Origin of the sequence: Streptomyces sp. NBC_00287 (assembly GCF_036173105.1) — a bacterium.
GTDB lineage: Bacteria > Actinomycetota > Actinomycetes > Streptomycetales > Streptomycetaceae > Streptomyces.
In genome coordinates this window covers 4,460,993-4,487,340 of the sequence record NZ_CP108053.1, presented here as the reverse complement: position 1 = coordinate 4,487,340, position 26,348 = coordinate 4,460,993, and the positions used below count along the sequence as shown (strand labels likewise).

General features: G+C 70.1%; 32 protein-coding genes. 26 read left to right on the top strand and 6 right to left on the bottom strand.

Annotated elements, in window-relative coordinates:
* The 7 genes from OHT76_RS20345 (at nucleotide 1) to OHT76_RS20320 (ending at nucleotide 4,125) form a co-directional block, all read left to right on the top strand.
* Nucleotides 1-255: a MoaD/ThiS family protein gene (locus tag OHT76_RS20345; RefSeq protein ID WP_328872283.1), complete on the top strand. Its 255-nt coding sequence runs from the start codon at nucleotides 1-3 to the stop codon at nucleotides 253-255.
* Between the two features lie 3 nt (nucleotides 256-258).
* Nucleotides 259-1,353, top strand: coding sequence for a hypothetical protein (locus tag OHT76_RS20340; protein WP_328872282.1), 1,095 nt, complete (start codon nucleotides 259-261; stop codon nucleotides 1,351-1,353).
* A gap of 120 nt (nucleotides 1,354-1,473) precedes the next feature.
* Nucleotides 1,474-2,211: an LmeA family phospholipid-binding protein gene (locus tag OHT76_RS20335; RefSeq protein WP_328872281.1), complete on the top strand. Its 738-nt coding sequence runs from the start codon at nucleotides 1,474-1,476 to the stop codon at nucleotides 2,209-2,211.
* A 198-nt stretch (nucleotides 2,212-2,409) separates the two neighbouring features.
* The gene (locus tag OHT76_RS44150) at nucleotides 2,410-2,490 is read left to right on the top strand and encodes an Ms5788A family Cys-rich leader peptide (protein WP_350751515.1); all 81 of its coding nucleotides are present in this window, start codon (nucleotides 2,410-2,412) and stop codon (nucleotides 2,488-2,490) included.
* 128 nt (nucleotides 2,491-2,618) lie between these two features.
* Nucleotides 2,619-3,458, top strand: a complete 840-nt coding sequence (locus OHT76_RS20330; protein WP_328872280.1) for a sulfurtransferase — start codon at nucleotides 2,619-2,621, stop codon at nucleotides 3,456-3,458.
* A 32-nt stretch (nucleotides 3,459-3,490) separates the two neighbouring features.
* Nucleotides 3,491-3,778 (top strand): DUF1416 domain-containing protein, encoded by a 288-nt coding sequence (locus OHT76_RS20325; protein WP_315885701.1) that lies wholly within the window; start codon nucleotides 3,491-3,493, stop codon nucleotides 3,776-3,778.
* Nucleotides 3,779-3,864: 86 nt separating this feature from the next.
* Nucleotides 3,865-4,125 (top strand): DUF3099 domain-containing protein, encoded by a 261-nt coding sequence (locus tag OHT76_RS20320; RefSeq protein WP_328872279.1) that lies wholly within the window; start codon nucleotides 3,865-3,867, stop codon nucleotides 4,123-4,125.
* Between the two features lie 7 nt (nucleotides 4,126-4,132).
* Here the strand turns inward: OHT76_RS20320 and OHT76_RS20315 are convergent, their stop codons facing one another.
* On the bottom strand, nucleotides 4,133-4,495 hold the full coding sequence (locus tag OHT76_RS20315) for a DsrE family protein (RefSeq protein ID WP_328872278.1): 363 nt from the start codon (nucleotides 4,493-4,495) through the stop codon (nucleotides 4,133-4,135).
* Nucleotides 4,496-5,061: 566 nt separating this feature from the next.
* Between OHT76_RS20315 and OHT76_RS20310 the strand changes: the two genes are divergently transcribed.
* The 3 genes from OHT76_RS20310 to ygfZ are packed head-to-tail and all read left to right on the top strand — an operon-like array spanning nucleotide 5,062 to nucleotide 7,095.
* Nucleotides 5,062-5,637 (top strand): FABP family protein, encoded by a 576-nt coding sequence (locus OHT76_RS20310; RefSeq protein ID WP_328872277.1) that lies wholly within the window; start codon nucleotides 5,062-5,064, stop codon nucleotides 5,635-5,637.
* 32 nt (nucleotides 5,638-5,669) lie between these two features.
* Nucleotides 5,670-6,119 (top strand): Fur family transcriptional regulator, encoded by a 450-nt coding sequence (locus OHT76_RS20305; protein ID WP_328872276.1) that lies wholly within the window; start codon nucleotides 5,670-5,672, stop codon nucleotides 6,117-6,119.
* A gap of 10 nt (nucleotides 6,120-6,129) precedes the next feature.
* Nucleotides 6,130-7,095 (top strand): CAF17-like 4Fe-4S cluster assembly/insertion protein YgfZ, encoded by a 966-nt coding sequence (gene ygfZ, locus OHT76_RS20300; protein WP_328872275.1) that lies wholly within the window; start codon nucleotides 6,130-6,132, stop codon nucleotides 7,093-7,095.
* On the opposite strand, the gene dtd is transcribed toward ygfZ, so the two are convergent.
* Entirely contained in the window at nucleotides 7,092-7,517 is a 426-nt protein-coding gene (gene dtd, locus OHT76_RS20295) for a D-aminoacyl-tRNA deacylase (protein ID WP_328872274.1), read from the bottom strand. The two genes, ygfZ and dtd, sit on opposite strands and share 4 nt — an antisense overlap.
* Nucleotides 7,518-7,675: 158 nt before the next feature.
* On the opposite strand from dtd, the gene OHT76_RS20290 reads away from it, so the two are divergent.
* The 3 genes from OHT76_RS20290 (at nucleotide 7,676) to OHT76_RS20280 (ending at nucleotide 10,805) form a co-directional block, all read left to right on the top strand.
* The gene (locus OHT76_RS20290) at nucleotides 7,676-8,263 is read left to right on the top strand and encodes an RsiG family protein (protein ID WP_328872273.1); all 588 of its coding nucleotides are present in this window, start codon (nucleotides 7,676-7,678) and stop codon (nucleotides 8,261-8,263) included.
* A 96-nt stretch (nucleotides 8,264-8,359) separates the two neighbouring features.
* Nucleotides 8,360-9,601, top strand: a complete 1,242-nt coding sequence (locus OHT76_RS20285; RefSeq protein ID WP_328872272.1) for a GNAT family N-acetyltransferase — start codon at nucleotides 8,360-8,362, stop codon at nucleotides 9,599-9,601.
* 283 nt (nucleotides 9,602-9,884) lie between these two features.
* Nucleotides 9,885-10,805 (top strand): winged helix-turn-helix domain-containing protein, encoded by a 921-nt coding sequence (locus OHT76_RS20280; RefSeq protein ID WP_328872271.1) that lies wholly within the window; start codon nucleotides 9,885-9,887, stop codon nucleotides 10,803-10,805.
* A 36-nt stretch (nucleotides 10,806-10,841) separates the two neighbouring features.
* Here OHT76_RS20280 and OHT76_RS20275 read toward each other — a convergent pair whose 3' ends face one another.
* Nucleotides 10,842-11,030 carry a hypothetical protein gene (locus OHT76_RS20275; RefSeq protein WP_328872270.1) on the bottom strand — a complete coding sequence of 63 codons (189 nt, stop codon included), beginning with the start codon at nucleotides 11,028-11,030 and terminating at the stop codon, nucleotides 10,842-10,844.
* Between the two features lie 151 nt (nucleotides 11,031-11,181).
* Between OHT76_RS20275 and OHT76_RS20270 the strand changes: the two genes are divergently transcribed.
* The 6 genes from OHT76_RS20270 to OHT76_RS20245 all read left to right on the top strand — a co-directional run bounded on the left by OHT76_RS20270 (nucleotide 11,182) and on the right by OHT76_RS20245 (nucleotide 18,431).
* On the top strand, nucleotides 11,182-12,060 hold the full coding sequence (locus tag OHT76_RS20270; RefSeq protein WP_328872269.1) for a GntR family transcriptional regulator: 879 nt from the start codon (nucleotides 11,182-11,184) through the stop codon (nucleotides 12,058-12,060).
* Nucleotides 12,060-12,845 (top strand): HAD family hydrolase, encoded by a 786-nt coding sequence (locus tag OHT76_RS20265; RefSeq protein ID WP_443049815.1) that lies wholly within the window; start codon nucleotides 12,060-12,062, stop codon nucleotides 12,843-12,845. Before OHT76_RS20270 ends, OHT76_RS20265 begins: the two co-directional genes overlap by 1 nt.
* 202 nt (nucleotides 12,846-13,047) lie before the next feature.
* Nucleotides 13,048-15,222: a phosphotransferase family protein gene (locus OHT76_RS20260; protein ID WP_328872267.1), complete on the top strand. Its 2,175-nt coding sequence runs from the start codon at nucleotides 13,048-13,050 to the stop codon at nucleotides 15,220-15,222.
* Nucleotides 15,223-15,251: 29 nt separating this feature from the next.
* The gene (locus tag OHT76_RS20255) at nucleotides 15,252-15,869 is read left to right on the top strand and encodes a TetR/AcrR family transcriptional regulator (RefSeq protein ID WP_328872266.1); all 618 of its coding nucleotides are present in this window, start codon (nucleotides 15,252-15,254) and stop codon (nucleotides 15,867-15,869) included.
* 41 nt (nucleotides 15,870-15,910) lie between these two features.
* Nucleotides 15,911-17,920, top strand: a complete 2,010-nt coding sequence (locus OHT76_RS20250) for a HelD family protein (protein WP_328872265.1) — start codon at nucleotides 15,911-15,913, stop codon at nucleotides 17,918-17,920.
* 16 nt (nucleotides 17,921-17,936) lie between these two features.
* On the top strand, nucleotides 17,937-18,431 hold the full coding sequence (locus tag OHT76_RS20245) for an HAD domain-containing protein (RefSeq protein WP_328876579.1): 495 nt from the start codon (nucleotides 17,937-17,939) through the stop codon (nucleotides 18,429-18,431).
* On the opposite strand, the gene OHT76_RS20240 is transcribed toward OHT76_RS20245, so the two are convergent.
* Nucleotides 18,400-19,293, bottom strand: a complete 894-nt coding sequence (locus tag OHT76_RS20240; protein ID WP_328872264.1) for an NAD(P)-dependent oxidoreductase — start codon at nucleotides 19,291-19,293, stop codon at nucleotides 18,400-18,402. The two genes, OHT76_RS20245 and OHT76_RS20240, sit on opposite strands and share 32 nt — an antisense overlap.
* 41 nt (nucleotides 19,294-19,334) lie before the next feature.
* Between OHT76_RS20240 and OHT76_RS20235 the strand changes: the two genes are divergently transcribed.
* The 3 genes from OHT76_RS20235 to OHT76_RS20225 all read left to right on the top strand — a co-directional run bounded on the left by OHT76_RS20235 (nucleotide 19,335) and on the right by OHT76_RS20225 (nucleotide 21,756).
* Nucleotides 19,335-19,673 carry a winged helix-turn-helix transcriptional regulator gene (locus OHT76_RS20235; RefSeq protein ID WP_328872263.1) on the top strand — a complete coding sequence of 113 codons (339 nt, stop codon included), beginning with the start codon at nucleotides 19,335-19,337 and terminating at the stop codon, nucleotides 19,671-19,673.
* A 150-nt stretch (nucleotides 19,674-19,823) separates the two neighbouring features.
* Complete coding sequence (locus OHT76_RS20230) at nucleotides 19,824-20,744, top strand: NAD-dependent epimerase/dehydratase family protein (protein ID WP_328872262.1); 921 nt, start codon at nucleotides 19,824-19,826, stop codon at nucleotides 20,742-20,744.
* An 82-nt stretch (nucleotides 20,745-20,826) separates the two neighbouring features.
* Nucleotides 20,827-21,756 (top strand): RNA polymerase sigma-70 factor, encoded by a 930-nt coding sequence (locus tag OHT76_RS20225; protein ID WP_328872261.1) that lies wholly within the window; start codon nucleotides 20,827-20,829, stop codon nucleotides 21,754-21,756.
* Between the two features lie 31 nt (nucleotides 21,757-21,787).
* Here the strand turns inward: OHT76_RS20225 and OHT76_RS20220 are convergent, their stop codons facing one another.
* Nucleotides 21,788-22,213: a VOC family protein gene (locus OHT76_RS20220; protein WP_328872260.1), complete on the bottom strand. Its 426-nt coding sequence runs from the start codon at nucleotides 22,211-22,213 to the stop codon at nucleotides 21,788-21,790.
* Between the two features lie 96 nt (nucleotides 22,214-22,309).
* Here OHT76_RS20220 and OHT76_RS20215 point away from each other — a divergent pair, with 96 nt between their 5' ends.
* Both OHT76_RS20215 and OHT76_RS20210 read left to right on the top strand, forming a co-directional pair.
* A complete protein-coding gene (locus OHT76_RS20215; protein ID WP_328872259.1) occupies nucleotides 22,310-23,509 on the top strand; it encodes an NAD(P)/FAD-dependent oxidoreductase in 1,200 nt (399 codons plus the stop codon).
* Nucleotides 23,510-23,538: 29 nt separating this feature from the next.
* Nucleotides 23,539-24,435 (top strand): RNA polymerase sigma-70 factor, encoded by an 897-nt coding sequence (locus OHT76_RS20210; RefSeq protein WP_328872258.1) that lies wholly within the window; start codon nucleotides 23,539-23,541, stop codon nucleotides 24,433-24,435.
* Between the two features lie 14 nt (nucleotides 24,436-24,449).
* Here the strand turns inward: OHT76_RS20210 and OHT76_RS20205 are convergent, their stop codons facing one another.
* The gene (locus tag OHT76_RS20205) at nucleotides 24,450-24,974 is read right to left on the bottom strand and encodes an ATP-binding protein (protein WP_328872257.1); all 525 of its coding nucleotides are present in this window, start codon (nucleotides 24,972-24,974) and stop codon (nucleotides 24,450-24,452) included.
* 97 nt (nucleotides 24,975-25,071) lie between these two features.
* Here OHT76_RS20205 and OHT76_RS20200 point away from each other — a divergent pair, with 97 nt between their 5' ends.
* Both OHT76_RS20200 and OHT76_RS20195 read left to right on the top strand, forming a co-directional pair.
* The gene (locus OHT76_RS20200; RefSeq protein ID WP_328872256.1) at nucleotides 25,072-25,545 is read left to right on the top strand and encodes a helix-turn-helix domain-containing protein; all 474 of its coding nucleotides are present in this window, start codon (nucleotides 25,072-25,074) and stop codon (nucleotides 25,543-25,545) included.
* 87 nt (nucleotides 25,546-25,632) lie between these two features.
* Nucleotides 25,633-26,283, top strand: a complete 651-nt coding sequence (locus tag OHT76_RS20195) for a hypothetical protein (protein ID WP_328872255.1) — start codon at nucleotides 25,633-25,635, stop codon at nucleotides 26,281-26,283.
* Nucleotides 26,284-26,348: the final 65 nt, after the last annotated feature.

The following is a 26,348-nucleotide window of genomic DNA, read 5'->3' as shown; positions in this document are numbered from 1 at the left end:
ATGGCAAAGGTCACGGTGCGCTACTGGGCCGCCGCGAAGTCCGCGGCCGGGGTCGCCGAGGAGCCGTACGACGCGGCCACGCTCGCCGATGCGCTCGCCTCGGTGCGTGCGCGACACCCCGGGGAACTCGCGCGCGTCCTGCAGCGATGCTCCTTCCTCATCGACGGTCACCCCGTCGGCACCCGCGAGCATGAGACGGTACGGCTGGCCGACGGCGGCACGGTCGAGGTGCTCCCGCCGTTCGCAGGAGGATGAGCGATGACCAACCAGCCGTATCAGGGGCCGCACGACGGTCAGTACGACGGTCAGTACGACGCCTACGACCCCTATGGGCAGCAGCAGGCGCAGGCGCAGCAGGGATGGCAGGGGTACGACGACCCGCAGGCCGCCCAGCAGTACACGCAGCAGTGGCAGGGCCAGACCTGGGAGACGCAGGTCCAGGCACCGGCGTCACCCGCGGAGACGGCGTACCTGCCGCAGCAGGGGTACGAGCCGTACGCGGCGCCGCTGCCTGCGGAGACCCCCGAACCCGCCGCTTGGACCCCGCCCCTCGCGCCTGAGGAGTCGGGCTACGGCCCGGCCACCGTCGGCGGCAACACCCGCGTCACCGACGCCCAGCGGGCGCGCGCGGAGGGCCGTTCCCCGATCATCGAGCCCGGCATGCAGCCGGCGGCGCTGACGGCGCTGCTGGGCCTGTTGCTGTCGGGTACGGCGGCGGTCGGCACGTACGCGCTGCTGGTCCCGCTGGTCGTCCTCCAGGCGGTGACGGCGGCCGGCTGGTTCCGCCTCAACGGCATGTGGCCGGCCCGCCAGGGCATCGCGCTGGCCTTCGCGGGCGCGCTGACGGCGGACGTGGCGCTCCTGGTCGCCGACCGGGCCCCGTCGGCGATCCTCGGCACCCTGGGCGTCTGGGTCCTGCTGGCCCTCGTCCTCCAGCTCCGCTCCCACGCCGACCCCGACGAACGCATGTACGGCCTGATGGCGACGGTCGCCTCGGCGGCCCTGGCCATCGTCGCGGCGGGCTACCTGGCGGCCGAGGCGGACGCGGTGACGGTGGGCGCGGCGGCGGTGGCAGTGGCCCTGCTGGCCCGGGCCCTTCCGCTCCCGACCCCGGCGTCCGTGATCGTGGCCCTCCTCGCCGCGGCGGGCGCGGGCATCGCGGTGGGCGGCATGACGGACGTGGGAGCCGAGGGCGCGCTCCTCGGCGCCGCGGCGGGGGCCTGCGCCCTGATCGGCCACCGGGTGGCGAGCTACGACTACCCGTCGAGGTTCGTCCACTTCACCGCGGGAGTGGCGCTTCCGCTCGCGGCGGCGGCACCGGCGGTGTACGTGCTGGGATGGGCGCTGGGGTAGGGCGTTCGCCTGTCACAGGTGATCGACAAACTTCCGGTGACCGCACACCACAGGGTTACGCTCCCCAAAGGCGGCCACCCGGTCGTCAAGGGGACCGCCTAGGTGGGGGAACACCGGAACATGCGCGCACTGCGGATCACGCTGATCGTCGTCGTCATCCTCGGCGGCCTCTTCGTACTCGCCGACCGCCTCGCCGTCGGATTCGCCGAGGACGAGGCCGCGGAGCAGCTGAAGACCACGGAGAACCTCGCCGCCACCCCGGACGTGTCCATCAAGGGCTTCCCCTTCCTCACCCAGATGGCCAGCGGTGAGCTGGACGACGTCGAGGTCGGGATAGAGGACTACGAGGCCACCGCGGGCACCGGCGGCGAGACCATCCGCATCGCCGGCCTCAAGGCGAACATGAAGGGCGTGCAGTTCTCCGGCGACTACAGCTCCGCCACCGCCGCCACGGCCACCGGCACCGCCTCCATCACCTACGACGAGCTGCTCAAGACGGCCCAGTCGGAGCCCACCGAGGTCGGCCCCGGCGTCACCGCCCATGTCGTCGGCCTCTCCGACGGCGGCAACGGCCGTATCAAGGTCGCCGTCGAGGCCACGGTCCTCGGTGTGAAGCTGCCGAACCCCGTCTATGTGCTGAGCTCGGTGACCGCCGAGGGCGACACGGTCAAGGTGCACGCCGACTCGCTGCCCTCCTTCGGCGGCGTCGACATCGCCGAGTCCAGGGCGCGGGACATCACCGACTTCGAGCAGCGGATCGACGGCCTCCCCGGTGGCATCCAGCTGGACAAGGTCGAGGCGGCGGAGAACGGCGTGGAGATCACGGTGAAGGGTTCGAACGTCCGACTCGCGGGGTAATACGGCCCTTGGTGAACACCGGGTGTCCGAAAGGCGAGACGGCGCCGTCCGCACCGTAGATGTGACGGCGGATACATGGACCCGAATGCCGTACGGGACGGGCTTCGACACCCCACTCATCCCACATCCCGGACGATCGTGTCTCAGCATGCGACACGCCGGTGACACGCGCGCCCGTACCTCCCTACGATCGCAGCTATGAAGCGACAGGCGGATCTCACGAAGCGGCGGGCAGTAGACCTGTGCCGCGTCGCCGCCATGCTCTGTCGCCCCTTCTGAGCGAAGAGCACCGACTCCTCGCATTCCCCGCCGCCCTGCCCAGGGCACTCGTGCGCCGTCCGCACCCGCAGCGCGCGCACCCATCTCACTTGCACGCCCCGCCGCAACTGCCCCGGAGGAGAACAAGCATGAGCCGCAGCGACGTCCTGGTCGACGCTGACTGGGTCGAGGCCAACCTCGACAGCGCCGACATCGCCATCGTCGAGGTCGACGAGGACACGTCCGCGTACGAGAAGAACCACATCAAGAACGCGATCCGCATCGACTGGACCAAGGACCTGCAGGACCCGGTCCGCCGCGACTTCATCGACCAGGAGGGCTTCGAGAAGCTCCTGTCGGCGAAGGGCATCGCCAATGACACGCTGGTGATCCTCTACGGCGGCAACAACAACTGGTTCGCGTCGTACGCCTACTGGTACTTCAAGCTCTACGGCCACGAGAACGTCAAGCTTCTCGACGGCGGCCGCAAGAAGTGGGAGCTGGACGCCCGCGAGCTGGTCGAGGAGGTCCCGCAGCGGGCCACCACCGACTACAAGGCCAAGCCGCAGAACAAGTCCATCCGCGCCTTCCGCGACGACGTGGTGGCGGCCATCGGCTCGCAGAACCTGGTCGACGTCCGCTCGCCCGACGAGTTCTCCGGCAAGCTGCTCGCCCCGGCCCACCTGCCGCAGGAGCAGTCGCAGCGCCCGGGCCACGTCCCGTCCGCCCGCAACATCCCGTGGTCGAAGAACGCCAACGACGACGGCACCTTCAAGTCGGACGACGAGCTCAAGGAGCTCTACGCCGACGAGCAGGTGGACCTGGCCAAGGACACCATCGCCTACTGCCGTATCGGTGAGCGCTCGGCCCTGACCTGGTTCGTGCTGCACGAGCTGCTCGGCGTGGAGAACGTCAAGAACTACGACGGCTCCTGGACCGAGTACGGCAGCCTGGTCGGCGTTCCGATCGAGCTCGGCGCCAACAAGTAAGCCCCGACCTTCAAGACCTCTGGAGAAACAGCATGTGTGGAGCGAAGGCCGGCGGCCCCGACGCCTCGACGATCAAGCCCGGTGAGACCACGATCCAGGGCCAGGTGACGAAGGACGGCGAGCCCGTGGTCGGCTACGTCCGCCTCCTGGACTCGACCGGCGAGTTCACCGCGGAGGTCCCCACCTCCGCCACGGGCCAGTTCCGCTTCTACGCGGCCGAGGGCACGTGGACCGTCCGGGCGCTCGTGCCCGGCGGCACCGCGGACCGCACCGTCGTCGCCCAGCAGGGCGGCCTGGCGGAGGTCGCGATCGCGGTCTGATCGACCCCTGACCGGCCGAAGGGCCGCACCCCCGGGTTGGACGCCGGGGTGCGGCCCTTCGGCCTGTCCGGACCTACCCTGGACGTATGTACGCACGGCGACGTCATCAGTACTTCGCCATGATGGGCACCTGCATCACGCTGTTCGTCCTGGCCTGGGGCGTCGTACGCCTCTGGTCGGTTCCGGTGGCGGTGGGCATGTGTGTGGTGGCGATGGTCATCCCGCCCGTCGCCGCGATGATCGCCAACCGCCGGGGCCCCGACGACCGCTGGTGGGACGATCCCTCCGGGGACCCGAAGTCCGACGAGTGGTGGGACGAACTGGACGGCAAGAAGCGGCGGTTGTAGCCGCGTCTCAGTAGACGAGCGCCTGCGTCTCGTCCCCCAGCGCCTCCTGTACGAACACCTGCGCGCCCGCGATCCGTACGCCCTCGATGACGTCCTTCTCGGTGATGTCCCGGCGGGCGGCGCACTGCGTGCACAGGGTCAGCTGCCCCCCGGCCAGGACCGACTCGATCAGGTCGGGCAGCGGAGCCGCATGCGGCAGCTCGAACTCGGCCGCCCGCCCCGGCAGCGCGAACCACGCCGACTCCCCGGTCAGCCACACCGAGACATCCACTCCACTGGCCACGGCCACCGCCGCCACCGTGAACGCCTGCGAGCAGCGCTCGGGGGCGTCCGCCCCGGCCGTCACCTTGATTACGAGCTTCTTCGCCATGGCCGAATCGTAATCAACTCCCGGAAAGACATGGGCGTACGGCGCTGGCGAAGGGCGAGGGCCCCGAGCCGCTGTCCGCCTCGCACGACCGGCGCAAGCTGCTGCTGAAGAAGCCGCGGGAGCGTGGGAGGGCCAGTGGCTGGCCGCCTACGACGGCTGGATGGACCTGGCCGACTACGCCGGCACCTTCAACGAGCCGGGCCCGGCGTTCGACAGCATGACCTCCGGTTTCCGCCGCGCGGCCGTCACCTGACCGCCGGAGACGTCCTCGCGCTGATCGTCCAGTCCCGCAAGGGCGAGGCACTGGCCGTTCCGTTCCAGCAGACGGTCACCCTGCAGAGCCGGCTGCTGGGCTGATGGACCTCGCAAAGTGGGCCGGGGTCAGGACGCGTAAGCTGGGCCCCGGCCTTGTGCAAACGCCCGTAGCTCACCAAGGAGCATCCCGTGATCGTCTTCTTCGAAGCCCTGCTGGTTCTGGTCGCCGTAGGTGTCCTGGCCTTCGCCGGACTGACCGTGAAGAAGCTGTACCAGGGCCAGCGCTGACCCACGTCTAGGAACTGCCACCCATGATCGAGATCCCGTCCGACCTCCACAAGGACCTCGTCCCGCTCGCCTTCCTGCTCGGCAACTGGGCCGGCGCGGGCGTGCACGACTTCCCCGGCTCCGAGAAGTGCAACTTCGGTCAGGAGGTCACCTTCACGCATGACGGCAGGGACTTCCTGGAGTACCAGTCCCACACCTGGGTGCTGGACAACGACGGGAACAAGGTCAGGCCGCTGGAGTCCGAGCACGGCTTCTGGCGTATCGACGCCGACCGCAAGGTCGAGGTCACGATGACCCGCGACGACGGCGTCATCGAGATCTGGTACGGCGAGCTGGCCCACAAGAAGCCCCAGATCGACCTGGTCACGGACGCGGTGGCCCGCACGGCCGCCTCCGCCCCCTACACCGGCGGCAAGCGTCTGTACGGCTACGTCAAGAGCGACCTGATGTGGGTCGGCGAGAAGCAGACCCCCGAGGTCGAGCTGCGCCCCTACCTGTCGGCGCACCTGAAGAAGGTCGTCACCCCGGAGGACGTCGAGCGCTGGGCCAAGGCCCTCCCGGACGACATGCCTGACGACGGGATCGCATTCTTCAAGTAGGCCTTTCTTGAAGTAGCTCTAGACTCGTCGGTGTGGTGAGCACCGACTGGAAGAGCGACCTCAGGCAGCGCGGCTACCGGCTGACGCCGCAGCGGCAACTCGTGCTCGAAGCCGTGGACACCCTTGAGCACGCGACCCCCGACGACATCCTCGTGGAAGTGAGGAAGACGGCGTCGGGGGTCAATATTTCGACGGTGTACCGGACCCTTGAGCTCCTGGAGGAGCTCGGGCTCGTCTCGCATGCCCACCTCGGGCACGGGGCGCCGACGTACCACCTCGCCGACCGGCACCACCACATCCACCTCGTCTGCCGCGACTGCACCAATGTGATCGAGGCGGATGTGTCGGTGGCCGCCGAGTTCACCGCCAAGCTGCGGGACACCTTCGGCTTCGAGACCGATATGAAGCACTTCGCGATCTTCGGGCGCTGCAAGGACTGCGCCCGGAAGAGCTCACTGAAGAATTCAACTACCGAGTCGTAGGCTTACGTCCATGAAGAGCCCCCTGCTGACCCTGCCCGGCGCCGTCCCCGCCGAGGGCGTGGACGAAGGCGTCGCCGCCCACTACGGCGATCTGTTCCGCGAGCAGCGCGCCCTCGCCGACGGCGCCGGTTTCGTCGACCTCTCGCACCGCGGGGTCGTCGCCGTGACCGGTGAGGACCGGCTGAGCTGGCTGCATCTGCTGCTCACCCAGCACGTCAGTGATCTGCCCGCCGGTGAGGCCACCGAGGCGCTGATCCTCTCCGCGCACGGCCATATCGAGCACGCGCTGTACCTGGTCGACGACGGATCGACGACCTGGGCCCACGTCGAGCCCGGCACCCAGGACGCGCTGATCGCGTACCTGGAGTCGATGAAGTTCTTCTACCGGGTCGAGGTCACCGACCGGACCGCCGACTTCGCCGTCTTGCATCTGCCCGCCGGGTCCATCACCCAGGTCCCCGAGGGCGTCGTCGTACGCGAGACGGCGTACGGCCGTGATCTCTTCCTCCCGCGCGCGGACCTGGAGTCGTACGCCGAGAAGGTCGGCCCCGCCGCCGGGCTGCTCGCCTACGAGGCGCTGCGCGTCGAGCACCACCGCCCGCGCCTCGGCTTCGAGACCGACCACCGTACGATCCCGCACGAGCTGGGCTGGATCGGCTCCGCGGTGCATCTGCAGAAGGGCTGCTACCGGGGGCAGGAGACGGTCGCCCGCGTCCAGAACCTCGGCAAGCCGCCGCGTCGGCTGGTCTTCCTCCACCTCGACGGCAGCGAGGTCCACCTCCCGGTCGCCGGTACGGAGGTCCGGCGCGCGGACGAGGGGCCCGACGGCCGCAAGATCGGCTTCATCACGACCTCGGTACGCCACCACGAGCTGGGTCCCGTGGCGCTGGCGCTGGTGAAGCGGAACGTACCGACGGACGCGCCGCTGGTGGCCGGGGAGACGGCGGCGGCGCAGGAAGTCGTCGTAGAGCCCTAGATCTCGATGAGCACGGTGAACGGGCCGTCGTTCGTCAGGGACACCCGCATCTGCGCGCCGAAATGGCCCGTCGCCACCGTCGCGCCGAGCGCGCGCAGCTGGGCGACGACCTCGTCGACGAGCGGCTCGGCGATATCGCCCGGGGCGGCGGCGTTCCAGGTGGGCCTACGGCCCTTGCGCGCATCGCCGTAGAGGGTGAACTGGCTGATGACGAGGAGCGGGGCGTCGATGTCGCTGCATGACTTCTCGTCGTGCAGCATGCGGATCGACCAGAGTTTGCGGGCGAGTTGGCCCGCCTTCTCCTTGGTGTCCTCGTGGGTCACGCCCACGAGGACGCACAACCCTTCCCCGACGATCTCCCCGACGGTCTGCCCCTCGACGACGACGCTCGCGCCGTCCACCCTCTGCACCACTGCTCGCATGGCCCCCATGATGCCGTGCGGCCGGAAGCGGAATGCAAGTGGCTTCTTTTTGATCCTTAACCCCCCATCTGGGGCCGATCGGGGGCACTCGGTCACATAGCGGCCACTTGGGGTGGCACGATGCTTCCACACGCCGGTCGAGGGGACGGTAGAGGCACATGAGCACACCGAGTACGGGGCAGCCCCCTGGGGCTGTCTCGTTGACCCATGCGGGAGAACGGACCCAGCTCCGGCCGCCCGTGCAGCGCACCGCGGGGGAACCGCCCGAACACAATCTGACGGTCCTGAGCCTGCCCGAGCTGCGCACACTGCGCCGGGACGCGCAGCGCGACGAGGCGGACCTGAGCTATGTACGACGGCTGCTGCAGGGGCGGATCGACATCCTGCGGGCGGAGCTGGCACGGCGGTCCCCGCTGGGCGCGGCGTCCGTCGTGGACCGGCTCCCGGAGATCCTCCGGGACGCCCCGGCCCGCCACCGCTCCTCGGCCCGCCACGTCACGCTGGGCACACCGCACAACGAGGAGTACCGGCGGCTGGCGTCGGAGATGCTGGCGGAGGTGGAACTGTCGGACGTGACGGCCCGCACGGACACGGAACTGACGGACGCGATGGCCCGCCTGGTCCGCTACGAACAACAGGTCTCCCTACGCCGCCAGCGCCTCCAGCGAACGGCGGACGACTGCAGCGCGGAGATCGCCCGCCGGTACCGGGAGGGCGAGGCCCAGGTGGACGACCTGCTGCTGTGACAGGGCGGCGCTCCCTCTGGGGGAGGGACGGGTAGGGGCGGCGGGGCGAGAAAAATCGTCGCGACACCCCCACCGGCCCCGACCTACCGTGAGTCCATGACCCGCCCCGCTGACATCGACGTCCGACCGATCACCGAAGCCGAGCTCACCGACTGGCATCGCGCAGTGAACACCGGCTTCCTGCGCGAACCCACCCTCACCGAGGAACAACTCGCCGCAAGGGCCCCTTGGTTCGTCCCCGGCAGACTCCTCGGCGCCTTCGACGGAGACCGCTGCGTCGCCACGTTCCGCTCCTTCGACCAGCAGCTCACCACCGTAGGCGGCACCGCAGTCCCCACAGACGCCGTCACCAACGTCACCGTCTCTCCCACGCACCGCCGCCGAGGCCTCCTCAGCCGGATGATGGAGCGGGATCTGGAGGCCGCCAAGCAGCGCGGCGACGTCGTAGCCACCCTCATCGCCGCCGAGTACCCGATCTACGGCCGCTACGGCTTCGGCCCCGCCACCACCATGGCCGAGTGGACGATCGACGTACCCCGCACCGGCCTCGACCCCCGCTGGTCGGGCCCCGAGGACGGCGGCCGTATCGACCTCATCGACGCCCCGGACGTCCGCAAGCTCGGTCCCGAACTCCATGAGCGCCTGCGCCGCACCCAGCCCGGCGCCGTCAGCCGCGACGACCTCTGGTGGCAGCTCACCACCGGCCAGGTCCTGTTCTTCAACAGCTTCACCGAGCCCCACTACGCCGTGTACCGCTCCAAGTCCGGCGAGGTCGAGGGCATGGTGGCGTACACGGCCGACGATCACTGGGGCGACGGCAATCAGCCCCTCAACACGGCGAAGGTGAAGTGGCTGATCGGCGTCACCCCGGCCGCGGAGCGCGCGCTGTGGCAGTACCTGTGCTCGATCGACTGGATCACCACGGTGAAGACCGGCTGGCGGGCCCCCGACGATCTGCTGCCGCACTTCCTGCCCGACCCTCGCGCCGCCCGTCTCACCACCCAGGCCGACTGGATGTGGGTACGGATCCTCGACGTCGTACGGGCCATGGAGGCGAGGACGTACGAGAGCGCGGGATCGTTGGTGCTGGAGATCGCCGGTGAAGGGCGGTACCGCGTTGAGGCAGCGGCGGACGGCTCCGGAATCTGCGCGCCTACCAAGGACGCCGCCGACCTCACCCTCACCCTCTCCGACCTGGCCACCCTCTGGCTCGGCGACGAGTCCGCCGTACGGCTGACCGCGCTCGGCCGGGTCGTGGAAGAACGAGCGGGCGCCGCCCGTATGGCCGACGCCCTGCTGCGTACGTCCAGGCGGCCTTGGTGCCCGGACCTGTTCTGAGCTCCTTTCGCCGATGACAGGCCTTGTCCTCCGTACTCATCCGTAGCGTGCTCTTCAGTTGTGGTTGTGGTTGTTGTGCGGTGGTGCTGACTGAGCCGGGCTCCCGGCTCCCCTCCGGAAGGGAGCCCGGCCAGCCGATCCTGATCCTCAGATCGCCAACCCCCTGAAAGTTTGACCATGTTGCTCAAGTTGGCGACCAACTTCACTGTACTTATGACCGCGAGGAAGCGTCTCATAACCACCTTCCGGTGAACTGCCCAAAGATGGCGGGAAGTTGTACCGTTTGGCTGTGGACCCGGAACACGCCTCCGTCAATGGACGGAAGAGGCCACAGCGGTCACCGACGTCACATCGCGAGGTGGCCGACGAGCTGCGCCGCCGTATCCGATCCGGCGAGCTCAGGCCCGGCCAGCGGATGCCCACCCAGGCCCGGCTGGCCGACGAGTTCGGTGTGGAGCGGGGAGCCGTACGGCAGGCGCTGCGGATCCTGCAGTCGGAGCAGCTGCTCACCAATGTGTCCAAGGGCAGCCCGGCCACCGTCGCCCCCGACCTCGGCAGGGCGCTGACCGGCCCCGGAGCCCCGCCGCAGCCGACCATGGTGGCCCTCGCGCACCGGATAGGGGCCGCTTTCGCCGCCCCGCACGTCGAGATCGACGCCCTCTGTCTGACCGCCATCTCCCTGACGCTCGCCATCGGTGAACCCCTGCGCCAGATCCATGCCGGGCGACTGAAACCGGCCAAGGTCGACGTCCGCGTCCTGCTGCCGAGCCGCCATATCGACCTCGCCTTCCCGGCCCCCGTGGACGCCCCCGTGGACACCGCGGCCGCGGGCCGGCTGCGCCGCCACTGGCTCGCCCAGCGCAATGCCCAGGGGCAGGTGCTCCAGCACAATCTGCTGGCCCTGCGGGCGACGCACGGCATCGATGTGCAGGTCACCTTTCGCGCGCTGCCCTTCACCCCGCCGGTGAAGCTGTACCTGCTCAACGGCGCGGAGGCGCTCTTCGCCTACTACACGGTGACGCGCCGCGAGGAGGAGGTCGACCACGAGTTCTTTCAGATGTACGACGCCGAGGGCACCCAGTCCATGCTGTTCGCCTTCGAGCAGGGCGCCGAGCTGCGCGACACCACGTTCGTGGAGCAGTCCAATCTGTGGTTCAACTCACTGTGGGAGACGATCAGTTCGGAGCTGGAGCTCACAAGCTGATCGTCCCCCACGGCGGTTGATCCGGGAGCGGGTCGGTCATAGGGCGGGCCCCGAGACCAGCAGGGCGAGCACCACGGCCCCGGCGGAGCTGACGGCCGGGCTCTTGGCCTTGATGCCTATGGTGAGCAGCAGCAGTCCGACGATGCCGGTGGTGCCGTACTTGACTTCGATAATCTGTTCGATGCCGACGATGAAGATTGCGGCGAGGAGGGCGATGACAGGCACGATGTTTCCCCCTTCTGGTGTCCCAACCTGAGGTAAAGCTTCCGCCAACTCGGCCAAGTTGGTACCAACTATGCTTATGTTGTCCCCACTTGGTTACTACTTATAAACAGGTACCGAACAACTCCCCGTAGATGGGGTGGAGTTGTAGCGTTTGGTCGTGGACCAGGAGAACGTGGCAGTGAACGGCAGCAGCAGGCTTTCCCCCCAGGAGATCGCCGACATCCTGCGGGAGCGGATCCGCGCCGGAGAGCTCAAGGCGGGCGACCGCCTGCCCACCCAGGCCGAACTGGCCGAGGAGTTCGGGGTGGAGCGCGGCGCCGTCCGCCAGGCCCTGCGCTCTCTCCAGGAGGACGGCCTGCTCAGCAACGTCAGCAAGGGCAGCCCGCCACGCATCGCCGCCCCCGCCCCCACCCGCGGCGAGCCGAAGCCGACGATGGTCGCGCTCGCCCCTCGCCTGGTCGAGGCGTTCGGGGCCCGCAAGGTCCGCGTGGACGTCGTCTGCCACACCGCCGAGACCCTGATGCTGGCCCTCGGCGAGCCGCTGCGCCGGATCCACGAGGGCGCGGTCCGGCCCGAGTCGATCGACGTACGCATCCTGCTGCCGTCCCGCGACATCACGCTCGCCTTCCCCGTCCTGGTCGAGGGCGACGCCGACGACCACTCCGTACACACCCGCTGGCTCGCCATGCGCAACGCCCAGGCCCAGGTCCTGCGCCACAACCTCCAGGCGTTCCGCGCCACCCACGGCATCGATGTGCACGTCACCTTCCGCGCGCTCCCCTTCACGCCCCCGGTGAAGCTGTATCTGCTCAACGGCGAAGAGGCGCTGATCGGGTACTACGTGATCACCGAGCGCGCGGAGGAGTGGGAGAGCAAGACCCTGGAGATGTACGACGTGCTGGGCACCCAGTCCCTGCTGTTCTCGTTCGCCAAGCAGGCCGAGGAGCGCGACGGGGCCTTCGTGACGGAATCCCAGAAGTGGTTCGACGCCCTCTGGGAAACCATCACCACGGACCTGACACTCTCCTAGTGACCTCTGAGACGCAGACTGAAGCCGTGACGGACCGGACCGAGCGCGACCCCGCCGAACTGAGGGACCTGATCCGCAACGCCCGAGTGGTGCTCTGGGACTTCGACGGGCCGATCTGCCGTCTGTTCGCCGGGCACAAGGCGGAGCGGGTGGCGACACAGCTGGTGGAGTGGCTGGAGGGCCGCGGTCTGCACAGTCTGCTGACGGAGAACGAACGCGAGACCCTCGACCCGCAGGTGGTCCTGCGCGCAGTGGACCGCCGGCATCCGGGCAGCGACCTGGTCGCCGAGTTGGAGGAACGTTTGACCAACGAGGAGCTGAAGGCCACCTCCTCCGCGATGCCGACCGCGCACGCCGACCCGCTGATCCGCACCTGGACCGCGGTCGGCTCCCGGCTGGCCATCACCACCAACAACTCCCCGCGCGTAGTGCGCACTTACCTCGCGAGCCGCGGCCTCACCTCGTGCTTCAACCCGCATATCTACGGCCGCACCCAGCAGCTGAACCACCTCAAGCCCGACCCGCACTGTCTCAACCGCGCCCTGAACGCGATGGGCGCGGCCCCCAGGTCGGCGCTGATGATCGGCGACGCCCCCACGGACTACCTCGCCGCACGAGCCGCCGGGGTTCCGTTCCTGGGCTACGCGCGTAACGCCCGCAAGACGCTCCTGCTGCGCGAGGCCGGCGTGGGAGCGGAGGCGATAGTCCACTCGCTGGAGCCGGTGTTGGAGGCCGTGAAGGGCCGGGGCTCACCCGGGGTGCGCTACGATTCGCCGCACCGCTGAGCGAACGCTCTGTTCTGCTCGTATTGGAGCCGTGTAGGACCGGCGAACAGGCCAGTCTTCACGGCCCGGCCGACCGGTGTGCGCGAACAGCCGCAAACCACCCGATGTGGCTACTCAAGGCCCCCTCCGGTCGTGCCTGGTACAACCCGCACTTACCGTTTGCCCTACCTTCCGTGTTCTGCGTGAAATTCCGGAGCGGCCCGTGGACGCACGACCTCTTCCCGGTCCCTTCCCCGGGGAACGCGCAGCATCCGCCGCCGTCCAGGCCTTCGTGGCGCAGGCCGCCCGGCGGGGCCGCTCCAGCAGCGGCCATCACAACCGGAATTACGTCCTTCCGCTCACCGAGGACATGGCCCGCAGGCTCGGCCGCGAGCCCGGCACCCAGGTGACCGTGCGGATGCGGCGCCCCGGAGCGCTGCCCGTGGTGATCCGGACCTGGCAGGACGAGACCGAGATCCTCGCGGCCGTGGGACGCCAGCTGCCGCATGTGCCGCAATGCCTCGCCAAGGGACCCGACTTCGCCATCCACAGCTATGTGGAGGGCACCACGCTGTCGAGTGTGTGCGCCGACGGCAAACCCCTCGACACCCTGCTCGTGAAGGCGCTGGCCGACGTATTCGCCCGGATGGCCCAGGTGCGCCGGGAGGCCCTGCCCCGTCTGCCCGCCCTCTGGCCGCGCAACGACAAGGACAGCCAGGGCTTCCTGCGGACACTGGCCCATCTCGCGGACCGGCAGATCCGGCAGCCCAACTGGCATGAGTTCGGCGGTCTGTTCGCCGCCCTCGGTATTCCCGAGGACGCCATGCTCCGGCTCGCCGACCGGGTCCCGGCGATGGCCAGACGGCCGTACGCCCTGCTCCACACCGATCTGCACCGCGAGAACCTGATCCTGCCGTTCGCCGCCGAGCCACCGCTCTTCTGCGCCGACTGGGAGCTGGCCGGCTACGGCGATCCGCTGCACGATCTCGCCACGCATCTGGTGCGCATGCGCTACCCCGCCCACCAGTGGGAGGAGGTCGTCGAGGCGTGGGCCGAGGCGATGCGGCGGGTGCGACCGGCCGCCGTGAAGGGCCTCGGCAAGGACCTCGACCACTACCTCGACTTCGAGCGGGCGCAGTCCGTCTACCCGGACGTCATGCGGGCCGCGGCCTCCCTGCGGGACCTGACCGACGAGCAGAGCCTGCACGCGGCTACGGCGCGGGTGCGCCGGGCGCTGCAGACGGCGGCCCGGCCGCTGGGGCTCGGGACCATCCCGGGCGAGCCGGAGATCGGGCGGATCCTCTTCCGCTGGCGGGAGGCCAGGACCGGCGGGCTCCGGCTGCACGCGCGGATCAGGAGCTGGGACCCGGAGCGCCGGGTTCCGGAACATCCGCGGTTCCCCAGCTCCGCCGTGCACGAGGCCCTGTACGCGGAGGGCGCGGCGCCCGCCGGGCGGGTGTTCAAGGGCACCGGGCATCTGAACTCGGTGGTCCGGGTGCCGGGTGTGGACTTTCCGGTGGTCGTACGGCGCAAGGTGGCGAACGCCTGCCGGCGTGAGCGCGGCTTTCTGAGCGAGCACGCCGTGCTGCGGGCCATCGAGCGGTCGGGGGCCGGGATCGCGGCGCCGAAGTTCCTCGCCCTGGGCACGAGTTATCAGGGGGAACCTTTCGCCATCCACACCTACGAGGGCCCGCGCGACGTCGGACGGCCCCCCAGCCACCCCGTGCATGGGTTGCTCCCGCACGAGGCGGACCGGCTCGTCGATCAGCTCGCCGCGTTGACCCGGGTGAAGTACCGGGAGGTCGACCCGGCCGCGGGGGAGGGCCGCTTCTACTCCTGGCTCAGCGAGCAGCTGGTCCTGCTGGTGGCCGAGTTGCCGAAGCGGTCCCAGCAGCGCGCCCGGCTGCTCGGCCTGCCCGACGCCCCGCGCCTGCGCCAGATCCTCGCCCGCCACCAGGTCAGCGAACGCCGGCCCGCCCTGCTGCACGGCGACCTCAACCCGTGGAACCTGGTGCGCCGCACCGACGCCCTCGCGCTGACCCTCATCGACTGGGAGATGGCGGTCGTCGGCGATCCGCTCTACGACCTGGTCCGCCATATGCACCTCACCCCGACCCGGCCGGAGATCCGCGACCGGATGTTCCAGCGCTGGGCGGAGCGGCTCGACCCGGCGTTCACGGTCGACTGGCAGCGGGACTGGCGGGTCTACCGGTGGATCGAGATCGTGCGCTCGGCGTACGTCGACCTCGACCGCCTGGTGACCGGGGCGAGCCTGGACGCCCCCAACGTCCGGCGCGCGGTGGACTCGTACGCCATGACCCTGGCCGCCGCCGTGGGCTCACTGGGCCTGCCGCCCCGCCCCGCCGTGCATCCGCAGCCGGGCCGCGCGCTCGCCTGACCCCGCCCCCGTCTGCGTAGGCTCGACCCATGAGCGAGATCGGCCTGCGGGAGCGCAAGAAGCGGCGGATGTACGAGGCCGTGACGGAGGTGGCGATCCGGCTCTTCCTGGAGAAGGGCTTCGACGCGGTGTCGGTCGCGGAGGTCGCCGCCGCGGCGGAGATCTCGAAGCCGACGCTCTTCCGGTACTTCCCGACCAAGGAGGACCTCGTCCTGTACCGGATCTCCGATCACGAGGACGAGGCGGCGCGGGTGGTCGCGGAGGCGGAGGGGGCGCCGGTCGAGGCACTGCGACGGCACTTTCTCGACGGGCTTGAGCGGTGCGATCCCGTCACCGGGCTCAATGACCATCCGCAGGTGCTCGCCTTCCACTCGCTGCTGTACGGGACTCCGTCGCTGGTCGCCCGGGCGTACAGCCATCAGGAACGGTCCGAGGCCGCGCTCGCCGAGGCGCTGGGCGGGGATCTGGACGCGCGACTCGCGGCCGGGCAGATCATCGCCGTGCAGCGGATCCTCGCGATGGAGAACTGGCGGCGAATCTCGGGTGGGGAGCGGGTGGAGGACGTACGGGGGGATGCGGTGGCGGCGGCTGAGCGGGCGTTCGGGCGGTTGGAGGCGGGGCTGCCCCCTCTGTTTGAGTCGCGGTAAAAAATTTAACTCGGTTACGTTTTTCGCGTACGCTCGATGGAATGAGCGCCCCCGACCCTGCCCTCCATGACCTCCTCCGCACCGAACGCGCCCACCACAACCGCTGCCGTGCCGCCCTCGACGCGATGGTCGCCGGCGCCGACGAACAGGTCGTCGTGGGCGAGGACGTCTCCGCATCCGGGGCCGACGCCGAAGTACTCGGATATCGGCTGCGCAGTCAGGCGAAGGCGATGCGGGAGCTGCCTGAAGGGCCGTTGTTCTTCGGGCGGTTGGACTTCAGCGGCGGAGTGCATGCCGGGCAGAGCTATCACGTGGGCCGCTTGCGGATCACCGAGCATCCGGCCGCGCCTCCGCTGGTCGTGGACTGGCGGGCCCCTGTCTCCCGGGCCTTCTACCAGGCGAGTGCGCGTGATCCGCAGGGCGTGGCCGTACGGCGGCGGTTCGGGTGGGCGCCGGGCAGCCAGGGTGCGTCGGCCGACCTCACCGGTCTTGAGGACGAACACCTTGTACGGGGTGAGTCGCAGGTCAGCGAGATCGTCACGCGGGAGATCGAGCGGCCGCGCGTCGGGCCGATGCGGGACATCGCCGCGACGATCCAGCCCGAGCAGGACGACCTGGTCCGGGCGGACCTCGGGGTCTCGGTCTGCGTCCAGGGCGCCCCCGGCACCGGCAAGACGGCGGTGGGCCTGCACCGGGCGGCCTACCTCCTCTACACCCACCCCCAGCGCATCCAGCGCTCCGGCCTGCTGATCCTCGGCCCCAACCGCACCTTCCTCGCCTATATCTCCGAGGTGCTCCCGGCCCTCGGCGAAACGGGCGTACGTCAGTCGACGCTCCTGGAGGAGATCGCCCGCCGGCCGGTCGGGGGCGCCGACGAGGAGCGGGCGGCCGCGGTCAAGCACGACGCCCGGATGGCCGAGGTGCTGCGCCGGGCGCTGTACGCACGGGTGGCCGAGGAAGGGGCCGGTGCGCTGGTCGTGCCGGACGGCTCGTACCGCTGGCGGGTAGGGGAGGGCGAACTGGCGCGGATCGTACGGGAGGTGCGGTCCGAGGAGCTGCCGTACGACGTCGGCCGGGAGCGGGTGCGGACGCGGATCGTGGGCGCCTTGCGACGGCAGGCCGAGCGGCGGGCGGGGCCGCGGCCGAACGCCTGGGCGCGACGGATGTCGGGGACGCGGGGTGCCGGGCCGTACGTCGACACGGTGTGGCCGCGGGTGCGGCCGGAGGAGGTGCTCGCCGAACTCCTCACGGAACCGGAGGTGTTGGCGTCAGCCGCGGACGGTCTCCTCGACACAGACGAGCAGAAGGCGCTGCTGTGGGCGAAGCCGCCGCGGTCATGGAAGTCGGCCCGCTGGTCACCGGCAGACCTGGTCCTCCTCGACGAACTGGCCGGACTCATCGAGCATCCGGAGAGCTACGGCCATATCGTCGTCGACGAGGCACAGGACCTGTCCGCCATGGAGTGCCGTGCCATCGCGCGCCGCGCCCCCTTCGGCTCGCTCACGGTGCTGGGTGATCTGGCGCAGGGGACGACACCCTGGGCGGCGCGGTCGTGGGACGCCCTTCTCGGCCACCTGGGCAAGCCGGACGCGACCCTGGTCCCCCTGACCACGGGTTTCCGTATGCCGGCAGCGGTCGCGGACCTGGCGAACCGCCTCCTGACCCACCTCGACGTGGACGTCCCGGCGGCCCGTTCCCTGCGCAGGGACGGAGAGTTGACCCTGCGCGAGGCACGGGCGGCCGAGATTCCCGAGGCGGTGGTGACAGCCGTACGAGAGGCGCTCGCGTGGGAAGGCGCCATCGGAGTCATCGCCGCCGATTCCGACGTAACCGCGCTCCGCGAGTCCCTCACGGACGCCGGGCTGTCGACCCCGCGCGTGACGGTGATCGCGGCGAGCGCGGTCAAGGGCCTCGAGTACGACCATGTGGTCGTCGTCGAGCCGAGGACGATCGCGGAGTCGGAGCAACGGGGCCTGCACCGGCTGTATGTGGCACTGACGCGGGCGGTGTCACGGCTTGAGGTGGTGCATGCGAGGGGGTTGCCGTTCTGAGGGATGCTGGGTGGTGATGCTTCTCTTCCTTGATGTCGACGGGACGTTGATCCCCTTCGGGGGCCCGGGGCCGTATCCGGAGTACGACCCGCCGCTCCCGGGGACTCCCCTCGCGCACCCCCTCCTCACCCGCGTCGACCCGGAGCTCGGGCCGCGTCTCGCGGGCCTCGGCTGTGTGCTCGTGTGGGCCACGACCTGGATGGAGGACGCGAACACCTGTATCGCGCCCTGGCTCGGACTGCCCCCGTTGCCACTGGTGGGCTGGCCGGACGACGAAGGCCATCCGCCCGTCCTGCACTGGAAGACCCGGCCGCTGATGGAATGGGCGGACGGGCGGCCCTTCGTCTGGGTCGACGACGAGATCGGGGAGGCCGACCGGGCCTGGGCCGCCGAGCATTACCCCGCGCCCGCGCTGCTCCACCGCGTCGATCACCGGGCGGGGCTGACCGACGCGGACTTTGTCGTGCTGGAGCGATGGATCAGCGAGCGTGTCGGCTCAGGAGGTCGGTGACTCGGACGAAGCCGTCTGTGCCGTGGCCCTCGGCGATGACTCGGCGGGTGAGGCCCTCGACGATCCGCATCAGGCCGGCGTCGATGCCGTGGGACTCGGCCGCGTGGACGATGTGGGACATGGAGGAGGCGGCCGAGGTGATCGGGTTCAGGTCGCCGGAGTAGGTGGCGTCGTCGACGTCCCCGGCGAACTCCGTGAACAGCGGCGGCAGGATCGTGGCGATGCCCTGCGCGAAGGGGGCCAGCTCACGGGCGGTGACGTTCTCGGCGCGGGCCACCGCGAGGGCGTGCGCGTAGCCGGCCATCGCCGTCCAGAAGATGTCGAGCAGGGCGATGTCGTAGGCGGCGGCCCGGCCGATGTCCTCGCCGAGGTGGGTGTGGGTGCCGCCGAGGGAGGCGAGAACGGGGTGGTGGCGGTCGTAGAGGTCCTTCGGGCCGCTGAGGATGAAGACCGCGTCCGGTGTCCCGATGCTCGGCGTCGGGGTCATGATCGCGCCGTCCAGATAGGCGATGCCGTGCGCGGCGGCCCATACGGACGTGTCCCGGGCGCGGTCGGGTGTATCGGCCGTGAGGTTGACGACCGTCCGGGACTTGAGGGCGTCGGTGACATCGTCCTGGCGCAGGATCGCGTCGGAGGCGTCGTAGTTCACGACGCAGACGACGGTCAGCGGGCTCGCGGCGACGGCTTCGGCGGCCGTGGCGGCGGATACGGCCCCGCGGGCGACCAGATCGCCGTCCCGTCCCGGCGTGCGGTTCCAGACCGTGGTTCGTACACCGGCGTCCAGAAAGGCTCCGGCCAGTGCGCGGCCCATCGGGCCGAGGCCGAGGACGGTGACGGCAGACTGGTCGTCGTACGTGGACATGCTTCTCCCAAACGTGAGTATGTGTAACAAAAGGGGCGATGATGACGCGCAGCCGTGCTCAGGATCCGAACGTCTGCGGAGTGACCGCCGCCATCGCGGTGATCGACGGCAAGTGGAAGACGAGCGTGCTGTGGCTGCTCGAATCGGGCCCGATGCGACCCGGCGAGCTGCGGCGCAGACTGCCGGGGCTCAGCGAGAAGGTGCTGACGCAGGCGTTGCGCGAGATGGTGGAGGACGGTCTGGTGCACCGGGAGGCGCATGACGTACTCCCGCCGAAAACGGTCTACTCCCTGACCGGCTTCGGCCGTGAACTCTCCGAACTCCTCGGCCCCCTCTCCGACTGGGGTCACCGCCGGCTGGAGCGGCTGGCGGCTTCCTGATCACCTGGGTTCAGCCTCGCGGGTACGGGGAGTCGTGCCAAGTACCCACAAAAAAGTGGGTATGCCCCGGGGCATGTCACAGCCGGGTGGGGCTGTCTCGTCCCAGGGATGAGAGGCGGTTCGCCTCGCGGGAACGGGAAGGTGAGGGTCATGCGGGTGTTCGTGGCAGGCGGGGCCGGGATGCTGGGGCGGCGGCTGGTACCGCAGCTGGTGGCGCGGGGGCATGAGGTGACGGCCACGACGACCGACGCGGCCAAGCTGGGTGTGCTGGAGGGGCTGGGCGCGCGGGGCGTGGTGATGGACGGGCTCGACGCGATGTCGGTCGGTGAGGCCGTGGGTACGGCTCGGCCGGACGTGATCGTGCACCAGATGACCGCGATCTCCGGGAAGACCGACATCAAGCACATGGACCGCTGGTTCGCCACCACCAACCGGCTGCGCACCGAGGGAACGGACCATCTGCTGGCCGCCGCCGAGGCGACCGGAGTCCCGTATGTCGTCGCGCAGAGCTACGGCGCCTGGAACGGCATTCGCGAGGGCGGCTGGATCAAGACCGAGGACGACCCGGTCGACCCGCTCACGGGCACCCCGGCCGAGCCGGTCATGGCGGCGGTCCGACATCTGGAGGAGGCGGTCGTGAAGGCGGGCGGCGCGGCTTTGCGGTACGGCGCGTTCTACGGCGCCGGCGCGACCGACGACCAGGTGGCGCTCATCCGGAAACGGCAGTTCCCGCTGGTCGGGCGGGGCACCGGGTACTGCTCCTGGATCCACCTCGACGACGCGGCGAGCGCGACGGTGCTGGCCGTTGAGCAGCGGGCGACGGGCGTGTACGGCATCGTCGACGACGAACCCGCCCCGGCGGCCCAGTGGCTGCCCCACCTGGCCGCGTGCGCGGGCGCGAAGCCGCCGATGCGGGTACCGGTATGGCTGGCGCGACTGCTGGCCGGGGACGTCGCCGTGGTGATGATGACGGAGGGCCGCGCGTTCTCCAACGCCAAGGCGAAACGGGAGCTGGGGTGGAAGCTGCGGTATCCGTCCTGGCGGGAGGGGTTCAGGGAGGAGCTGGCGTGAGGCCGGTTGCCTCGGGAGGGGATGGCATGGCGCCGCATACTTCTGGCGGAGTTGGCGTGAGGCGATGTGAGGAGTTCTCGGCGTGACCCGTACAGAGGAGTTCGAGGAGCTGCGGACGCTGCTGTTCGCCATCGCCTACCGGATTCTCGGCAGCGTCAGTGAGGCGGAGGACGCGGTGCAGGAGGCCTGGCTGCGCTGGGAGGCGGTGGAGACACGGCCGGTGTCCACGAAGGCGTATCTGTCGGCCGTGGTCACCCGGATCTCCATCGACGTCCTGCGTTCGGCACGGGTGCGCAGGGAGGCGTACGTCGGCCCGTGGTTCCCCGAGCCACTGCTGAACGACCCCTACGAGGACCCGGAGCGGTCGGCGGAGCTGGCGGACTCCTTGTCGATGGCGGCGCTGGTCCTGCTGGAGCGGCTGACGCCGTTGGAGCGGGCGGTGTTCGTGCTGCGCGAGGTGTTCGGGTTCGGTTTCCCGGAGATCGCGTCGGCGGTGGACCGCTCGGAGTCGGCCTGCCGCCAGCTGGCGGTACGGGCGCGGCGGCACATGGACGAGGGGCGGCCGAGGTTCGAGGCGGACCGCAAGGAGCGGGACGAGCTGGCCGAGCGGTTCTTCGAGGCGTTCCGGGAGGGGGACGTGGACGGACTGCGGGAGCTGCTCGCCGGGGACGTCCAGATGGTCGGCGACGGCGGCGGCAAGGCTCCGCAGTGGGCCAGGGCCATCGTGGGCGCCGAGAACGTGTCCCGGCTGCTGGTCGGGCTGGCGCAGCCGTTCGGCCTGATCGGCATCCAGGCCGAACGGCACGAGGTGAACGGCCAGCCGGGCGTGATCTTCCGCGACCGGGACGGCAAGGTCATCAACATCATGGCGATCGACATCGCGGACGGCCGCGTCCAGACGATCCGCTCGGTGATCAACCCGGAGAAGCTGACCCATGTGGGCCCGGTGGCGGACGCATGGGCGGTGCTGCGGGAGGCGAACAGGGCGCGCAGGTCGGAGACGGAGTCCTGAGAGCCGGGCCGTCCTGAGAGCCGGGCCCGGCTCAGACGACAGGCTCCCCGATCCCGATCAGATTCCCCTCACTGTCCCGAAACCAGGCGGCACGCTCACCACAGGCACCCTTGCTCGGATAGTTCCCGTCGATATCGGCGATCCCGTCCCGGGTGCGCAGCCCGGGAACATCCACATCCTCGAACACCACCCCCCGCCGCCGAAGCTCCCCGACAACGGCATCGAGGTCATCGACCTGCCACCCCATCTGCGTAAAAGTCCCCGGCGAAACCCCACTGGACGCAAACAAGGCGAACTCGGTCCCGCCGCACCGATAGAGCAACCCCCCGGGCCGCTCATCAACAGCCTCAAGCCCCAACTTCTCGGCATAGAACCGCCGAGCCCGCGCAAGATCCTGGGCGGGCAGCCGAGTCGCGACGCGCCCCCGGGCCAACAGGTTCTGGTCTTCCGTATCCATGCCCCCATTGTCCTGAAGTGATCTGGATCACGTCCTGTCACAGCCACCCCCCGCCCGGTGTCTTAAGGCCGAATCCCTGGAATCGGAGGAGGCACCGTGACTGAGAACATCGAGGTCGTCGTCGTGGGGGGCGGGTACGCCGGGGTGATGGCGGCCAATCGGATCACGCAGTGCGAGGACGTGCGGGTGACCGTCGTCAATCCGCGGGCGAGCTTCGTCGAGCGGGTTCGGCTGCATCAGCTGGTGGGTGGGTCCGATGACGCCGTCGTCGAGTACCGGGAGGTGCTGGCCGAGGGGGTGCGGCTGGTCGTCGACTCGGTGAGCCGTATCGATGCCGCCGGGCGGGGGGTGGTCCTGGCTTCCGGGGGCACCCTCTCGTACGACTATCTCGTCTATGCCGTCGGTAGCGGCAGCGCCCGGTCCGGCGTCCCCGGTGCCGACGAGTTCGCCCACCCCGTCGCCACCTTCGAGGAGGCGGAGCGGCTCCGGGCCGTTCTGTACGACACCCCCACCTCCGCCCCGGTCACCGTCGTCGGCGCCGGGCCGCTCGGGATCGAGGTCGCCGCCGAGCTGGCGGAGGAGGGGCGTGCCGTCACGCTCGTGTGCGGTGGGGAGCTCGGGCCGTATCTGCACGCACGTGGGCGGCGTTCCGTCGACCGGCGGATGGCCGAGCTCGGGGTGACCGTCCTGGACGGGCCCGGCAGCAGGGCGACCGCCGTGACGCGGGAGGCCGTACGGCTGGACGACGGCCGTGCGGTGCCGAGTGCCGTGACCATCTGGACCGCCGGGTTCGGGGTACCGGATCTGGCCGCGCGCAGCGGGCTGAGCACCGACGCCGTGGGCCGCCTGCTCACCGACGAGACGCTGACCAGCGTGGACGACGTACGCATCGTCGCGGCCGGCGACTCCGCGGCCCCGTCGGACCTGCCGCTGCGGATGAGCTGCCAGGCCGCGATGCCGCTCGGGGCGCGGGCCGCGGACACCGTGCTCAGCCGGATCGCGGGGGAGCAGCCCTCGACCCTCAACACGGCCTTCGCGGGCCAGTGCATCAGCCTCGGCCGAGGGGCCGGCATCTTCCAGTTCGCCCACCGGTACGACGAGGCGGTGTGGTTCCACATCGGCGGCCGCCCCGGCGCGAAGCTCAAGGAGTTCGTGTGCAAGGGCATCGTCGGGCACCTGTCCGGCGAGGCGAACAAGCCGGGCTCGTACCGCCTGCACAAGGTCTCGGGCGGCCCCAAGCGGGGCCAACTGCTGGAGGCCAAGCGCGACGAGGCCACCGTCGAACACGTGGCCTAACCAGCGCCCGCACTGGGGAGAGACCGACCATGAGTGATCACGCCACCGACTCGGCGACCGAGATCTTCGTCGCCCACCGCAACCTCCTGTTCACCGTCGCCTACGAGATGCTCGGCTCCGCGGCCGACGCCGAGGACGTCCTCCAGGAGACCTGGCTGCGGTGGGTCGAACTCGACCTGGACCAGGTGCGTGACCCCCGGGCCTACCTGGTCCGGATGACCACCCGGCAGTCGCTCAACCGCCTGCGCAGCATGAAGCGCCGCAAGGAGGCGTACGTGGGCCCGTGGCTGCCGGAGCCGCTGCTCACCTCGCCGGACGTGGCCGAGGACGTCGAGCTCGCCGAGAGCGTCTCGATGGCGCTCATGCTCGTCCTGGAGACCCTCACGCCGACGGAACGCGCCGTGTTCGTCCTGCGCGAGGTCTTCGACGTCGGCTACGACGAGATCGCGGCCGCCGTCGACAAGACCCCGGCGGCCGTACGCCAGATCGCCCACCGGGCCCGGCAGCACGTCGAGGCCCGCCGCCCCCGCGAGGCCGTCTCCGCGAGCCGGACCCGGGCGGCGCTGGACTCCTTCCGGCGCACCCTGGAGACCGGCGACCTCCAGGGCCTGCTCGACGTCCTCGCCCCCGACGTCGTCTTCATGGCCGACGCCGGTGGGCTCAAGCAGGGCGCGGTACGCCCGATCCTCGGCGCCGACCGGGTGGGCCGCTACATCATCGGCGGCATCGGAAAGGCCAAGGTCACGATCGCCTACGAGCCCACCGTGGTGAACGGCCACCCGGCCCTCGCCCTCCGCGTGAACGGCGAGACCGACGGCATCATGGCGATCCGCCTGGACGACGACCGCATCACCGGCCTCTACTACGTCCGCAACCCCGAGAAGCTGACCCACATCGAGTCGGAGACCCGCCTGACGCTGCGCTAGCTAGCGCACCCGCCTCAGCCCTTGACGGCCTCCGCGATCCGCCGGGCGGCCTGGGCGGGCGTGAGGTGGGTGGTGTCGACGACCTCGGCCTCGGCGTGCAGCCAGGTGCGGGCCGCCTCGGCGTAGGGCTCGAGGTATCGGAGACGGAACGGCGAGTCGGGGCCCAGGACACTGTCGCCCGCGATGCGCCCGCGGAGGGTGTCCTGGTCGGCGTGGAGAACGAAGTGCCGTACCGGAATGGCGTGTTGGGCGAGCCCCGTACTGATCTCGCGCCAGTACTGCTCGACCAGCACCGTCATGGGCACCACCAGAGTCCCGCCGGTGTAGTCGAGCACCCGCCGGGCAGTCTCCACGACGAGCGGCCGCCACGGCGGCCAGTGCTGAAAGTTGTCCGTCGCGGGCAGCCCCGGTGTGATGTCCATCAGCGTCTCGCCGACCTTCTCGGCGTCGAACACCCGCGAATCCGGGATCAGCTGCTGCACGAGGGGACTGGTCGTCGTCTTGCCCGCGCCATGGGTGCCGTTGAGCCATACGATCACGGGCCCGACGCTAGCGGAGTGCGGCTGCGGCATGACATGGCGCACTATTGCAAGCGGGTGCTTGCAATAGTTAGCGCCGGTGGGGCAAGGTGGGGATATGGCAACGCTCAACGTCGGCAATCTCGGTGAGTATCTGCGCGAGCAGCGGCGCAACGCCCAGCTCTCGTTGCGGCAGCTCGCCGATGCCGCCGGGGTGTCCAATCCGTATCTGAGCCAGATCGAGCGCGGGCTGCGCAAGCCGAGCGCGGAGGTTCTGCAGCAGGTCGCCAAGGCGCTGCGGATCTCCGCCGAGACGCTGTATGTGCGGGCCGGAATCCTGGACGCCGAGCGGGACCGGGACGAGGTGGAGACGCGCGCCGTCATCCTCGCCGATCCCACGCTGACCGAGCAGCAGAAGCAGGCGCTGCTCCAGATCTACGAGTCCTTCCGCAAGGAGAACGGCTTCGGGATCACGGCGGCCGAGAACGCCGACGGCACGACCGACGACGGCAAGGACGCCGACGTAATAGACGCAAGAGACGTAACAACGGACACCGAGGACCCGCAGGAGCCGCGGCAGTCGGCCGGCTGAGCCGGGCAACCGGCCGCCGTCGCACGCGCCCACGGGAGCACACCCACCCAACCCTCAGCTGCAAGCGACCCCGGGAGGACCATCACCATGGCCATCACCGACGACCTCCGTAAGACCCTCAGCGACCCGACCCCGCTCTACTTCGCCGCCGGCACCGCCGACCTGGCCTTCCAGCAGGCCAAGAAGGTCCCCGGCCTGGTGGAGCAGCTGCGCGCCGAGGCCCCGGCGCGGATCGAGGCCGTGCGCAACACCGACCCGAAGGCCGTCCAGGAGAAGGCCGCGTCCCGCGCCAAGGAGGCGCAGGCCCGCGTCAAGGAGACGCAGGAGACCCTCCAGGCCAAGGTCAGCGAGTTCATCAACACCCTCGACGGTGATCTGAAGAAGCTCGGCACCACCCTCGACACCGACCTGAAGAAGATCGGCGAGAGCGCCCAGGACTTCGCGCTGCGCGGCGTCGGCGTGGCCGCCGAGTACGCCGTGAAGGCCCGTGAGACCTACGAGAAGGTCGCCGAGCACGGCGAGCAGACCGTGAAGACCTGGCGCGGCGAGGCGGCCGAGGAGATCGAGGAGCTCGCCGTGGCCGTCGAGCCCAAGGCCGAGCCCGCCGAGGCCAAGGAAGAGGACAAGCCGGCCGAGGACAAGCCCGCCGCGACGGCCGCGCCGAAGAAGTCCACCACCGCAAAGAAGACGGCGCCGCGCAAGACGACCGCCAAGAAGTCGACTCCGCCCGCGAAGTAAGCACGCGGGGCGATAACCGGACGGGTCGGGCACTTACCGGGTGCTCGGCCCGTTGACCGGGTAGC